The organism is Flavobacterium commune (assembly GCF_001857965.1).
In the GTDB taxonomy this organism is placed as follows: domain Bacteria; phylum Bacteroidota; class Bacteroidia; order Flavobacteriales; family Flavobacteriaceae; genus Flavobacterium; species Flavobacterium commune.
In genome coordinates, this window is record NZ_CP017774.1 from 2718818 (window position 1) to 2733986 (window position 15169).

The 15169-nt window shown below is 34.2% G+C and carries 8 protein-coding genes; 4 read left to right on the forward strand and 4 right to left on the reverse strand.

The window, feature by feature from the left end:
- The first annotated feature begins 33 nt into the window (after positions 1-33).
- The 4 genes from gyrB to BIW12_RS11445 all read left to right on the forward strand — a co-directional run bounded on the left by gyrB (position 34) and on the right by BIW12_RS11445 (position 8514).
- A complete protein-coding gene (gene gyrB / locus BIW12_RS11430; protein ID WP_071185230.1) occupies positions 34-1974 on the forward strand; it encodes a DNA topoisomerase (ATP-hydrolyzing) subunit B in 1941 nt (646 codons plus the stop codon).
- Positions 1975-2066: 92 nt separating this feature from the next.
- On the forward strand, positions 2067-3002 hold the full coding sequence (mdh, locus tag BIW12_RS11435) for a malate dehydrogenase (protein WP_071185231.1): 936 nt from the start codon (positions 2067-2069) through the stop codon (positions 3000-3002).
- A 224-nt stretch (positions 3003-3226) separates the two neighbouring features.
- Complete coding sequence (gene secDF, locus BIW12_RS11440) at positions 3227-6196, forward strand: protein translocase subunit SecDF (RefSeq protein WP_071185232.1); 2970 nt, start codon at positions 3227-3229, stop codon at positions 6194-6196.
- A gap of 185 nt (positions 6197-6381) precedes the next feature.
- A complete protein-coding gene (locus BIW12_RS11445) occupies positions 6382-8514 on the forward strand; it encodes a T9SS type B sorting domain-containing protein (RefSeq protein WP_083382112.1) in 2133 nt (710 codons plus the stop codon).
- A gap of 43 nt (positions 8515-8557) precedes the next feature.
- Here the strand turns inward: BIW12_RS11445 and BIW12_RS11450 are convergent, their stop codons facing one another.
- The 4 genes from BIW12_RS11450 to BIW12_RS11465 are packed head-to-tail and all read right to left on the reverse strand — an operon-like array spanning position 8558 to position 15078.
- Entirely contained in the window at positions 8558-9652 is a 1095-nt protein-coding gene (locus BIW12_RS11450; RefSeq protein ID WP_071185234.1) for a hybrid sensor histidine kinase/response regulator, read from the reverse strand.
- The gene (locus BIW12_RS11455) at positions 9639-10202 is read right to left on the reverse strand and encodes a chemotaxis protein CheB (RefSeq protein WP_071185235.1); all 564 of its coding nucleotides are present in this window, start codon (positions 10200-10202) and stop codon (positions 9639-9641) included. Before BIW12_RS11455 ends, BIW12_RS11450 begins: the two co-directional genes overlap by 14 nt.
- Positions 10199-11011 carry a CheR family methyltransferase gene (locus BIW12_RS11460; protein ID WP_071185236.1) on the reverse strand — a complete coding sequence of 271 codons (813 nt, stop codon included), beginning with the start codon at positions 11009-11011 and terminating at the stop codon, positions 10199-10201. The genes BIW12_RS11455 and BIW12_RS11460 overlap by 4 nt, the downstream gene beginning before the upstream one ends.
- A complete protein-coding gene (locus tag BIW12_RS11465) occupies positions 11008-15078 on the reverse strand; it encodes a response regulator (RefSeq protein ID WP_071185237.1) in 4071 nt (1356 codons plus the stop codon). The genes BIW12_RS11460 and BIW12_RS11465 overlap by 4 nt, the downstream gene beginning before the upstream one ends.
- Positions 15079-15169 lie beyond the last annotated feature (91 nt).

The window sequence follows — 15169 nt, forward strand, 5'->3', positions numbered from 1 at the left end:
GTTATACAAAAAAATACATTTAGAATAGAACATATGAGCGAAGAAATTAAGAACAATTATTCAGCGGATAGTATTCAGGCATTAGAAGGAATGGAGCATGTAAGAATGCGTCCTTCCATGTATATAGGTGATGTTGGGGTTCGTGGACTTCATCACTTGGTTTATGAGGTTGTTGATAACTCCATTGATGAAGCAATGGGTGGTCATTGTGATGCCATAAGTGTAGCGATAAATGAAGATGGTTCTATTACAGTTGAAGATAATGGACGTGGTATTCCGGTAGGAATTCATAAAAAAGAAGGAGTTTCGGCGCTTGAGGTTGTAATGACTAAAATTGGAGCCGGAGGTAAATTTGATAAAGATTCGTATAAGGTTTCCGGAGGATTGCACGGTGTTGGAGTTTCTTGTGTGAACGCTTTGTCGAATCACTTAATTGCCACGGTTCATAGTAGTGATGGAAAAGTTTATCAGCAGGAGTATGAAAGAGGAAAAGCACTTTATCCGGTAAAGCAAATTGGTGATACTGATAAAAGAGGTACGATTGTTACTTTTTATCCTGATCCGACTATTTTTCAGCAAACTATTGAGTTTTCTTATGATACTTTGTCAGCTCGTATGCGTGAGTTGGCTTACCTGAATAAAGGAATTACAATTAATTTTTGCGATAAAAGAGAATTAGACAAAGATGGAAATCCTGTGGGTGAAGTATTTCATTCTCAGGAAGGATTAAAAGAATATATTCGTTATTTAGATGGAAATCGTGAGCCAATTATTGGTCATGTGATTTCAATGGATAATCAAAAAGCAGAGATTCCGGTTGAGGTTGCATTGATTTATAATACGAGTTACTCTGAGAATATCTTCTCTTATGTAAACAATATTAATACTCACGAAGGAGGAACGCATTTGCAAGGTTTCAGAATGGGATTAACCCGTTCTCTTAAGAAATATGCTGACGCTTCCGGTATGTTGGATAAATTAAAATTTGATATTTCCGGGGATGATTTCCGTGAGGGATTGACGGCTATTATTTCGGTAAAAGTAGCTGAACCTCAATTTGAGGGGCAAACAAAAACCAAACTTGGAAACAGAGAAGTGGTTTCTCCAGTAAGTCAGGCGGTGAGTGAGATGGTGGAAACTTATTTGGAAGAAAATCCAAATGATGCTAAAATCATAGTTCAAAAAGTAATTCTTGCAGCTCAGGCTCGTCATGCGGCTAAAAAAGCGCGTGAAATGGTACAGCGCAAAACCGTGATGGGTGGTGGTGGATTGCCAGGAAAATTATCTGACTGTTCGGAGCAGGATCCTGCAAAATGTGAAGTGTATCTTGTCGAGGGAGATTCGGCGGGTGGAACTGCTAAACAAGGTCGTGATAGAAATTTTCAGGCTATTTTGCCATTGCGTGGTAAAATTTTGAATGTGGAAAAAGCAATGCATCACAAAGTTTTTGAAAACGAAGAGATTCGAAATATTTTTACCGCTCTTGGTGTAACTGTTGGTACCGAAGAGGATAGTAAGGCTTTGAATATTTCGAAACTGCGTTACCATAAAGTAATCATCATGTGTGATGCCGATGTCGATGGTAGTCATATTTCTACTTTGATTTTGACATTCTTCTTCCGTTTTATGAAAGAATTAATCGAGGAAGGTCACGTATATATTGCGGCTCCGCCTTTGTATTTGGTTAAAAAAGGAAACAAAAAAGAGTACGCATGGAATGATGTTCAACGTGATCAGGCTAACGAAAGAATGGGTGGGAGTGCAGCTATTCAACGTTATAAAGGTCTTGGAGAGATGAACGCAGAGCAGTTGTGGGAAACGACTATGGATCCAAATTTCAGAACTTTACGTCAGGTAACAATTGAGAGTTTAGCCGAGGCTGATCGTGTTTTCTCTATGTTAATGGGTGATGAAGTTCCGCCACGTAGAGAATTTATCGAGAAAAATGCAGTTTACGCTAATATTGATGCGTAAAAAATAGTTTATTCGGTGGTTATTTTAAGCAATAAATTGTAGATTAGCGGGAGTTAACCAATTTTTTACTTAACCCGAATAAACATTAAAATATGAAAGTTACTATTGTAGGAGCAGGAAACGTAGGAGCAACCTGTGCAGATGTTATTTCTTATAGAGGAATTGCCAGTGAAGTAGTATTGTTAGATATCAAAGAAGGTTTTGCCGAAGGGAAAGCTTTGGATATTATGCAATGTGCTACCGATACAGGATTTAATACCCGAGTGATAGGAGTTACTAATGATTATTCAAAAACTGCCAACAGTGATGTGGTGGTGGTGACTTCAGGGATTCCCAGAAAACCAGGGATGACTCGCGAGGAATTGATAGGAATTAATGCTGGAATAGTAAAATCGGTAGTTGAAAATATTTTAAAATATTCTCCGGATACTATAATTGTTATGGTTTCGAATCCAATGGATACAATGACTTATTTGGCGTTGAAATCTACTGGTTTGCCAAAAAACAGGATTATTGGAATGGGAGGAATTTTAGATAGTTCCCGTTTTAGAACCTATTTATCTTTGGCTTTAGATAAACCGGCAAATGATGTATCGGGGATGGTTATTGGAGGTCATGGTGATACCACGATGATTCCGTTAACGCGTTTGGCTTCTTATAATGGAATTCCTGTTTCACAGTTTCTGTCAGAAGAGGTGTTGCAAAAAGTAGCTGCTGACACCATGGTAGGAGGGGCAACGCTTACAGGGCTTTTAGGAACATCAGCCTGGTATGCGCCTGGAGCTTCGGTAGCTTTTTTGGTTGATAGTATTTTGAATGATCAAAAAAGAATGATTGCTTGTTCTGTTTATGTTGAAGGGGAGTATGGTCAGAGTGATATTTGTATCGGGGTGCCTTGTATCATTGGAAAAAATGGAGTAGAAGAGATTTTGGATATTCAATTAAATGATAAGGAAAAAGCATTGTTTGCAAAAAGTGCTGATGCAGTTAGAGCAATGAATGATGCTTTGAAGACTATTTTAGCTTAAGTTTTTTTCACATATAAAGTGAAGACTGCAATTTTGCAGTCTTTTTTTTGAGATTAATTCATAAATAAATTGGTTAATCATAACCAGAATTATATATTTGCTCGGTTTAAAAAATGACCGTTGGCTTTTGAAGTTTTTTAGATTAGAATAAATAAAAGCTAAAGTGTTGTTTATAAGAGGTTAACACAAAATAATAAATTTAAAATAATTAATTTTTAGTAATAATGCAGAATAAAGGACTTATTAAATTTTTCGCAATTCTATTTGCATTGGTAAGTATTTACCAACTCACATTCACTTTTGTGGCCAATAATGTCAAAAGTGAAGCCAAGGCTTTTGCAGGAGATAATCCTGATAAAGAGTTAAAGTATTTAGATTCTATTAGTAAAGAAAGTGTGTTGAATCTTGGTTTTACTGAATTCACTTATGATGAAGTAAAAAATAAGCAACTTAATAAAGGTCTTGACTTAGAAGGAGGAATCAACGTGATTCTTCAAATTTCTATTAAAGATGTTTTAAAAGGATTATCTAATAATTCTAAAAATCCTGTATTTAATAAGTCATTAGCTGATGCAACTGCAAATTTAGAAGGAAATAAAACGTATTTAAATAAGTTTTTTGAAGCTTTTGAAGCTAATTCAAAAGGAAGCGTAAAATTAGCTTCGCCAGACATTTTTGCAAACAGATCTTTGCAAGGAGAAGGTGGTGTTGATTTTCAAATGACAGACGCTCAAGTTCAAAAAGTAATCAAAAGAAAAGTTGATGAATCAATCGAAAGTGCTTTTAAAGTGCTAAGAGAGCGTATCGACAAATTTGGTGTTACACAACCTAATATCCAAAAATTAGGAGAAACGGGAAGAATTCTTGTAGAACTTCCGGGGGCTAAAGATGTAGATAGGATTAAAAAATTATTAGGTGGAAAAGCACAACTTGAGTTTTGGGAAACTTATAAAGTTGAAGAAATTGGAAATTTCTTAATGGCTGCTAATGAGGCATTGAAAAAGACTGAAATTGCTAAAGTTGAGAAAAAAGCAGTAGTTAAGGATTCATTAAGCGCCTTATTGACCGATACTAAAGATTCAACAGAGACTAAAAAAGGAAATAATCCACTATTTGATAAGATGTTATCTCAAAGTGGAGGAGGTTTAGGTTTCTATGCTCCAAAAGATACTGCTGTAATCAATGGTTATTTAAAAAGAGCCGACATTAAAGCTTTGTTGTCTCCGGATCAACGTTATGCTAAATTTGTTTGGGGAAAAGCTACTAAATTAAAAGATGCTAAAGAAAAAGAAGTAGAAGCAGTTGAGCTGTATGCTTTAAGAGGAAACAGAGACAATACTCCAGCTATGCTTGGTGCTGTGGTTACTGATGCAAAAGATACTTTTGACCAATTCGGTAAACCGGCAGTTTCTATGCAAATGAGTCCGCAAGGAGCTAAAGCTTGGGAAGAATTAACAGGTAGAGCTTATACTCAAAAAACTAATATTGCCATTGTTTTGGATAACGTGGTATATTCTGCACCGGGAGTTTCCAGTGGTCCTATTTCAGGTGGAAGATCTGAAATTACAGGTTCATTTGATATTACTGAAACTCAGGATTTAGCCAATGTATTAAATGCTGGTAAATTACCTGCTTCTGCTGATATTATTCAGTCAACAGTTGTAGGACCATCCTTAGGACAGGCTTCTATTGATGCTGGTATGCTGTCTTCAATTGTTGGATTCTTATTGGTGTGTATATGGATGGTGTTCTATTATGGCAGAGCAGGTTGGTATGCAAACCTTGCTTTATTATTGAACTTATTGTTCTTATTCGGAATTATGGCAAGTTTTGGTTTTGTATTAACATTACCGGGAATTGCAGGTATTGTATTAACATTGGGTACTGCTGTTGATGCTAACATTATTATCTATGAAAGAGCAAAAGAAGAATTGCGTGATGGTAAATCTTTACTGGAAGCAGTAACTTCATCTTACGGATGGCACGGAGCAATGCGTTCTATTATTGATGCTAATGTTACACACGTTTTGACTGGAGCGATTTTGTTTATTTTTGGAACAGGACCAATCAAAGGTTTTGCTTTAACATTACTTATTGGTATTGTAACATCTTTGTTTACGTCTATTTTTATTGCCCGAATTTTTATTGATAAAAATATTGTTGGAAAGGCTAATTTAACTTTCTGTACAAATATTACTAAAAATTGGTTTACTAATTTTAACTATGATTTTATCAAGATTAAGAAAATCACTTATATCTTCTCTTCAATTGTAGTAATTGTGAGTTTGGTTTCCATTTTCTTCGGTAACGGATTGGATCAGGGGGTTGACTTTGTAGGGGGAAGAACTTTTCAGGTTAAATTTGAAAAACCAGTAGATGCAGTTGTGATTTCAGAAGAATTATCTACAGCTTTTGGAACTCCGGTAGAAGCTAAGGTTTTAGGAGATGAAGATCAGTTGAAAATTACAACTAAATACAAAATCAAAGAAGATGGTATTGCTGTTGATAAGGAAGTAAATGAGAAGTTATATGCCGCTTTAGCTAAGTATTATCCAAATACTTCTTATGATAAATTTATCAACACTTTTGATGGTAAAAAAGTAGGAGTTTTACAAGCGTCTAAAGTTGGAGCTTCAATCTCTGAAGATATTAAAACAAATTCTTACTGGGCGGTATTAGGAGCATTAGCTGTTATTTTCTTATACTTAATGATTTCATTCCGTAAATGGCAATATTCATTAGGTGCTATTGCTGCTGTAGCGCATGACGTAATCTTTGTATTAGGAATTTACTCTTTATGTTATAAATTTATGCCTTTCCACATGGAAATGGATCAGCACTTCATAGCGGCTATTTTGACTGTTATTGGTTATTCGATGAATGATACAGTAATTGTATTTGATAGAATTAGAGAGTTTATACTAGGAAAACGTAAAGGAAGTTTTGAAGATATTGTAAATGCTTCTATTAATACTACTTTGTCAAGAACCTTAAATACTTCATTGACGATGATTCTGGTATTATTGACAATGTTTCTTTTTGGTGGTGAATCTATCAGAGGATTTATTTTTGCAATGCTTGTAGGTATTATTGTAGGAACTTATTCTTCATTGTTCATTGCTACTCCGGTACTAGTGGATACTATTTCCAGAGAAGAGAAAACTACTGTTGAAAAGCAACACGAAGCAGCCTAATTTGCTTGCTATTATATAATTGAGACCCGGCTTTTTAGTTGGGTCTTTTTTTTTTGAAATTAATTCGACTTTTTTTAAAATCTGTTTTATATTTCTCAAAAGCTTTTAATAAAACTTGGTTTTTTAATATATTTACCTAATAATAGGATTCCCCCAAATCTTAATCTATTTTAAAAATTAGAACAATGAAAAAGAATCTACTTTTATTTGTCTTTGTTTGTCTGGCTAATATGTTATTTAGTACTAGTGCTTTTGCACAAACTGCTCCACCTACACCAAATCCAGCCTTTTTATATTATTGTTTAAACGAAGCAGCTGTACCTTTAAACGCAACTCCTTCTGGAGGAGGAACTTTAAGATGGTACACAGTTGCAACAGGTGGGACTTTTTCTAGTACTGCTCCAACACCACCAACCAATGTTGCTGCAACAGGAAGTACCCCGCTAATTTATTATGTGACTCAAGTCATTGGAGGGGTTGAGAGTACTCCGCGAACTCCAATAACAGTATATGTTGATCAAAAATTAAATTTGTTTTGTGATGTAAGAACTACAAATTCTATTAGATTTGATTTTGCTAATACAGGACAAAGTAGTTACAATTATAGTTATACTGTTGATGGAGGATTACCTATAACAGGTACACATAATGCTCCAAGTAATTTTACGGTTTCTGGATTAAATGAAGGTCAAACAGTAGTCTTTACACTAACTGCTGTAGGGGCAAAGGCTTGTGTAACTCAAGAGACTGCAAGTTGTTCAACTAGATGTTCAGCAACTATAACGACCCCTAATTTTACCCAAATACCACCTATTTGTCAAGGAGATACACCTCCAATATTACCAGCAACTTCAAATAACGGTATAACTGGAACTTGGTCTCCATCTGTGATTAATACTGCAACTTCTGGAACTGTTACTTATAGTTTTACTCCTAATTCTACTAGCTTTCCTTGTGCGAATCCTCAAACAATGAATATTACTGTGCTTCCAAGACAGACTCCAACATTTAATTCCATTCCTTTAACGGTATGTCAAAATGCGATAGCTCCTATTTTACCTTCAAATTCAAATAATACGACTCCGGTTTCTGGAACCTGGAGTCCTAGTACAGTCGATACTTCTGTTTTAGGAACTGTTACTTATACTTTTACGCCAAATCCCGGACAATGTGTTGTGGCTACTCCTACAACAGCTACAATTTCAATTATACCAAATGTTGTAAGTCCTGGTTTTACACCCATCGCTCCAATATGTATTGGAAGTACTCCACCTACTTTAAATACTACTTCTCCATCAGGAGTAACAGGAATCTGGTCTCCTTTAGTGATTAATACTAATTCTTTAGGTACAACAACTTATACATTTACTCCAAATCCGAATCAATGTGCCAATCCGCAACCTTTAAGTGTGACTATAATTCCTAAAACAGTAACAAATTTTGCCCAGATTGCTCCTTTTTGTGCAGGAGATCCAGCACCAATATTAGCTACGACATCACCTAACGGGGTTTCAGGAACTTGGTTTCCTGCTAATGTAGATAATTTTGCGAGTGCTTCTTATTTATTTACTCCAAATACTAATGAATGTGCCACAACACAAACAATGAACATAACGGTAAACCAGCCAATTAGCCCTGGTTTTAGCGATTTTTCTATCTGTTCAGGAAGTACTCCGCCAATATTAGATACAACTTCTCCTAGTGGTGTTACAGGAACTTGGGATCCGCCTACGGTTGATGAATTTAATAGTGATTCCTATACTTTTACTCCTGATATCGGTCAATGTGCCACTCAACAAACAATTGATGTAACAGTTTTGCCAAGTAATGTCTTAGTCGATTTTACCTGGACAGTTACTGAAGCTTTTGCCGAGAATCAAAAAGTGACAGTTACTGCAATTAATCCGGGAGGCGATTATCTTTATCAATTGGATGATGGTCCTTTTCAATCGAGTAATGTTTTTGAATATGTAGCTTCGGGTACGCATTCGATAACAGTTGCTGACCAAACAGGATGTAGTGCACCTATTACTAAAACAGATGTTATGGTGGTGAATTATCCAAAATATTTCACCCCTAACAATGATGGTTATAATGATTCGTGGAACATATCCGAATTGAGTTCGCAGCCTTATGCTTACATTCGAATATTTGACCGTTATGGTAAATTTTTAAAACAAATAAGTCCTAATGGAACGGGCTGGAACGGAACTTATAATGGTTATTACATGCCGGCCGATGATTACTGGTTTGTAATTCATTATCTTGAAAATAATATTGTAAAAGAGTTCAAATCTCATTTTTCATTGAAGAGATAAAAAACTAAAAAAGGAATTGTAGCATCGCTACAATTCCTTTTTTTTATGCTGATTCTAATGCTGAGAGGATAAATTCAGAACCACGTTTAAATTGGCTGTTGATAGAGACTTTCGCATCGTTTCTTTCTGCTAGTTTTCGAACTAAATTCAATCCTATTCCTGTTCCCGAATCTCCTCTTGAGGATTGTCCCAGAGTATAAAACATTTGAAATATTTTTTCTGCCTGACTTTCTGGAATTCCGGGGCCATTGTCTGTTACTGCTATTTGTTGTAGTGCATCATTGTACGAAATGCGTATCTCGGTCATTTCTTTATCATTGTATTTTATGGCGTTCGATAATAAATTTTGAATAATTTGCTTGAATGCTACCGATTGAAAACGAATAGTGTGATTCAGGTTTTCTTTTGTAATTTGGATGTTATTGCCGGGATTAATTAATTTTAGGACTGCGTTGACCTCGCTAAGGATATTAATGCTTTCTTTTCCTTCGTTGTTTTCAACATTTTTGGAATAATACAATAAGTCATCAATTAGTTTAGACATAGTCATAGCAGATGATTTTACCATCTCAAATAAGTCGGTAGCTTCTTCTTTTAAGTCCAACAGATGTTCTTCTTCGATGAATTCAACCAGGGATTTAATGTTGTTTAAAGGTGTTTTTAAATCATGAGCAATGATATTGGCAAATTGTTCTAACTCACCATTTTTAGCTACTAATTTTTCGTTCAATCTCTTTAATTCCTGATCGTAATCCCATATTTTCAAGAAAGATTCTACTTTATTCCTCGTGATTTCAATGTTTAAGGGTTTGAATAGAAAATCAATTGCGCCTAATTCATAAGCTTTATTTATGTATTTTTCTTCGTTGCTTATGGCGGTTACAAAAAGGGTTGGAATATTAGCCGTATTTGGATGCTGTTTTGTTATTTCTACAAATTCATAGCCGTCCATCTCGGGCATTTGAACATCGACCAAAATAAGCGAAATCTTTTCTTTCAAAAGTATTTGTAGTCCTTCGTTTCCCGAATTACAGCATATTATTTCTCTGTCTGGACTTTCCAGAATACTTTTTAATGCAATTAGATTGGCAGGTTTATCGTCTATTAATAATAAGGTATGCTTTTTAACAGAATTCATTATTCAATGTATTTATGATGTTTGTGGTATTTAATTCCTGATGTTGATTACAAATGTTTTTTGCTGCTTTTGGCATAATGGCAAATTCGGCTTCGTCACAATCCTGAATGATTGTTGTTCCGTTGTTTTGGGCAATTATTTTTAAGCCATTTGCACCATCATGGTTAGATCCTGATAATAAGATGGCGCAACATTTCTCTTTTAATATGTTCGAAAATGACTCAAATGTCACATCAATTGAAGGGCGACTAAAATTGACTGTTTCTGATACATCCAGCGAAAAACAAAGATCTTCTTCTAAGAGTAAATGATAATCGGCTGGTGCTGTATAAATAAATCCTTTTTCTATTTTTTCCTTGTCTTCAATTTCTTTGACCGAATAGTGCGTATTTCTTTGCAAAATATCCTCAAATGAAGAATTTGTATTTTTTAACCGATGCAAAACAATAACAATAGGTACGTTGATGCTTTTGTCTAAATGATTTAAAATAGACAAAATGGCATCAAAAGCTCCCGCCGAACCACCTATTACAATTAACTCCGGTTTCATCTTATTTTTTGATAAATTTTTTCTTCGCGGTCAATTTCCTTAAAGTTTTCATATACTGAACTAAAACGCAAGGATTCTTTTTTTCCAATAGCCAGAAAACCATGAACAGGTAAACTTTCGTAAAAAAGCTCTAACGCTTTGTTTTGTAGATTGTTGTTGAAATAAATCAATACATTTCTACAAAGTATCAACTGGCATTCTTTAAAAACACCATCGGCAACTAAATTATGATTAGAAAATAGAATATTTTGTTTCAATTCCGATTGTATCATCGAATGTTTTTCGTCAGAAACAAAATAGTTTTTTAAGGATTCTTTGCCTCCGCATTCGTAATAATTTTTAACATAATCTTTAAAATTGCTGTTATCGTAAATTCCTTTTCGGGAACGTTCTATGGCATTAGTACTGATGTCTGTAGCATAAATTCTGCTTTTAGCATACAGATTATTCTCTTTCAAAAGAATATTTAACGAATAAGTTTCTTCTCCAAAAGAACAGCCGGCACTCCAAATATTGATTTTAGGATAACTTTCTAAATACGGAAAAACTTTTTGCTGTAAGGATTTAAAAAAGCTGGGATCCCTGAAAAATTCACTCACATTAACCACAATTTCGTTAATGAAATCCTGAAAAATAGAGGGATTGTTGATGAGTTCAAATTTTAAGTCAACAGTATTTTTCATGTTGTTGATAGCCATAAAACGATTTATTCTCCTAAGCATCGATGCTTTAGAGTAATCACTAAAGTCATAATCAAATTGTCTTTTTATTGTGTAGAGCAATTCGTCTAATTCGTTTAAAGTTATCATTTATAAATCCAAATGCTGATTAGTGAAATAAGTTTTTGAATATCAATAGGTTTTGACTGGTAATCTGATGCGCCGGCTTTTAAAATTTCGTCACGATCGCCTTTCATTGCTTTGGCAGTTAAGGCAATAATAGGCAGATTTTTCCATTTTGCATTTTCTCTGATTTTTTTAGTGGCTTCAAATCCGTCCATTTCAGGCATCATAATATCCATCAGAATAATATCAAAGCTTTGATGTTCTTCTAAGGCATTTAGGGCTTCAATTCCGTTAAATGCAGTGGTTATTACCGCTCCTTTGCCGGTTAAAGCTGCTGATAGGGCATAAATATTTCGGATATCGTCATCTACAATCAGGATATTTTTGTTTTTTAAAATTTCGCCTCCGGCTAAATTTGGAGCCGTTTTGTACTCGGTATTTTCGGTAGTTTCTATTTTGTTCAGGAATAATAAAATTTCATCTTTTAGTCTTTCGGTGGCATTATTAGTTTTGATTACAATGCTGTCCACACTTTTTTCAAGCTCTAGTTGTTCAACTTCCGATAATGATTTTCCGGTATTGATAATGATTTTGATATTCTTATTCTTAGAGATGCTTTTTAATTCAGAAATAGCTTTTACATTGTCAGAATCAGGTAAGCCTAAATCGATAATGGCACAATCGATGTCAACATTAGTAAGTATGTTTTCTGCTTCTAATCGGGAATAAGCCTGAATGCAAATGGTGTTTTTGTCATTGGCATGCAGCAATTGTTTTATCGAATAGTTTAATTTTTCGTCATCTTCTAAAATCAGTACTTTTTTAAACACTTTGTTGATTTCCTCATCGATAGAGAGAAAGGCATTTTTAAGTTTTTCGGGCGTAATAGGTTTTACTAAGAAATCAAAAGCACCCATTTCTTTGGCTAATTTTTCTCGTTTCATCCCTGACATGACGTGTACCGGAATGTGTTTTAATTCGGTATCTTCTTTGAGCCATTTTAAAACCGTCCATCCGTCAATTCCGGGTAATTTCATATCCAGAATAATGGCTTTAGGATTGTACTTTTTAGCATATTGAAAACCGGTTTCACCTTGATGGGCAATAATGGCTTTAAATCCGTTATTGTGAGCTACCTGAAGTAATACCTCGGCAAATGATGGATCATCTTCGATAATTAAAACTGTTTTATCATCAAAATCGGCTAGGTTTCGATCATCATTTATGTTTGCCGAAAGATCCACAAATTCTTCATTTGCTTTTGGATATTCGGATTCTATTTGTTCTTCCTTCACAACTACAGTTTCAGGAATTGCTGTAACAATTGGTTCGGTTTTAGCAATATTGCTATTTTCTTGATATTTTATTGGAATCAAAACCCCAAAAGTACTTCCATTATTGAGTTGGCTGTCAAAAAATACCTCTCCGTTAAGTAATTGTGCTAATTGTTTAGAGATGGACAATCCTAAGCCTGTTCCACCATATTTTCTACTGGTTGAGCTATCGGCTTGCTGGAAACTCTGGAACAATTTTTTCTTGTTCTCTTCGGAAATTCCAATACCATTATCTTTGATTGCAATGAATAGCACTTCGTTTTTGTCTAATGATGCCAATTGAGGATTGCTGTAGTTCCAATTTTCTGCCGGACGGTCAAAAGTCATTGAAACTGTTCCTCCATCGGGAGTGAATTTCAAAGCATTTGATAGAAAGTTTTTAAGAATCTGTTCGATTTTGCCTACATCGCTGTAAATTTCTCGGGGACATTTTTCGGTAATTTTGGATTCAAAACGAATGTTCTTTTTCTGCATTTGTGTTTTGAATAGCCCTTCCATATCCGAGAAAATGCGTTCTGTGACGGTATTTTCGGGATAGATTTCTACTTTACCGGCTTCAATTTTTGAAATATCTAAAATATCATTAATTAAGTCTAGTAAATCTTTTCCGGAGGTGTTGATTACCGATAAGTTTTCTAATTGGGCATTAGTCAAATTGCCCGATGTATTGTCTTTTAAAATATCCGAAAGAATTAAAATACTGTTCAAAGGCGTTCTTAATTCGTGTGACATATTGGCTAAAAACTCCGATTTGTATTTGCTGGCCTGAGCAATTTCTTCTGATTTTATATTGAGTTCTTCCTGAGCAATAATGAGGTCGCTGTTTTTCTTCTCAATTTCGTAGTTTTTAGTTTCCAGTTCGCGGCTTTTTTCTTCAAGATAGGCATTGGTTTGTTCTAATTCTGCGGCTTGACTTTTTAGTTCTTCTTCCGATTGTTGCAGTAGCAAACTGTGTTTGTTAAGTTCTTCGTTGTTTTGTCTTAGTTCTTCTTCCTGTACTTGTAAAATATTGTTTTTGCGATTGATTTCTTCGATTGAAATTTTTAATTCTTCATTTCTGATAAAAACAGCCGTTGCATTGCCTAAGGAGTTTTTTAAGCTGTTTAATAGTTTTTGATCTGTATCGGTAAAGTTGTTCAAAGAGCCAATTTCGATAACACCTATAATTGTATTTTTATAAGCAATAGGAGTGATTAAAACATTGTAAATGGCTGCTTTTCCTAATGAAGAAGTAAGGAAGGAGTATTCTTTGCTTAGATTGTTCAGGCATTTTTGTTCGTTATTTTTGACAGCTTCGCCAATTAACCCTTCTCCAAAAGCAATCGTTTTTGGACTATTATCATCGTCAGCATAACTGCCAATTTTTATTAGATTGTCTTTGTTGTCAATGTAATCGGTGGTGTAAAAAGTAGCCTGACACGCATTGGTTTGCTGGCTTAGAATTTTACTGATATTGGTACCAAAATCATTTATTTTTTTAGAAGTTATAATAACGTTGTTTATTTCGCTAATGTTTTTTTCCAGTAAGCTATTGGCTTCTGCCTGATCTTTTAGTCGTTTTAATTCTAAAGACATGGTGTTTAATGACTGGTTCAAAGTGTCAGATTCACTTCTAACTTTAATCGTGTCGCCCAGATTTCCGGAGCTGATTTTTGTAGCTAAATCAATTTGTTCTTTAATTGCAGAAGTTAGTTTTTTTATAGATTCTCTAATGGAATCTAATTCGATGTTTCCCGTAAGTTTATGTTCAAATTCAGTATATCCAATAGCAATTTTACTGATTTTAAAAGCAATTGTATTGAGTGAATTTGAAGTATTCTGAATTAATTTAAAGACTAAAATTCCGGTTATTAACAGCAGTAATGAAAATGATGCTAATGCAAGAATAGTATTTAAAACCGTTGTATTTTTTTCTTGCTGAGTAGCCTGAATAATGTAATTGAGTTTTTTAATTTTTAAGGCGTTGAGTTTGTTGTTTACAGCAGTTGATTGCTCCCACCATATTTCGGGAGTAATTTTAGAATTGTTGTTAAGTACCGCTTCGGCTGTAGTTAAAAAAGATTGAAATTCGGCTGATTTTTTTAATTGAATAATGGCATCATTGATATGAAGTTCGTTGTAGTTTTCTAATTTAAAATCGGCATTTTTATTTTGATTTTTTATGTTTTCAAAATAAGCATATAAATTAGACTGCATTGTTTTGTCAGTCAATTTAATAAAAACGACCGCTCTGATTAAGTTTGCAGCCGATTTAGAATCGATATAAGATTTAAAATTATTTGCCAGTTTGGTTAGATTGGCATTGTTTGAATTGACAATTTCCCGGTCAATTAAATTGTTTAGAATATTGTTTAAAGAGGAATATTCCTCAAAGTTGGTTAATGTTGAAGCATTATCCTCAGCATCAAAATGAATGCGATTGATGATTTTTTGAGCTTCATCAATATTTTTTAGAACAACGCTATCGGTAGTATTTATTTTAGAAAACCATTCCAGTGTTTTTGTTCTATTGAGTTTTAATTCCGCTTTTTTATTGGGATTAAACTTTGAATATTCACTTAATGTTCTTTCGTTATTAATTAGCATTATACCTTCAGAAAAAGTAGCGATATTCTCAATTCGTTCGCTGCTGTTCTCAATTCTGAGATGCTTTTGGTAGGTATTATTAATATTGGTAATTGTAAAATACAGTAATCCGGTAACTGGTATTAAGAGAATTAATATTAATTGTGTTTTGAAGGATAAATTTTTCCACATAGCAATTAGTAGGTTAGATAGCTAAGATATTTATTTTTTTTGTGACATTTTATTTTTTGAGATTAAAATGAGCAGCTAGCATTCGATTTGT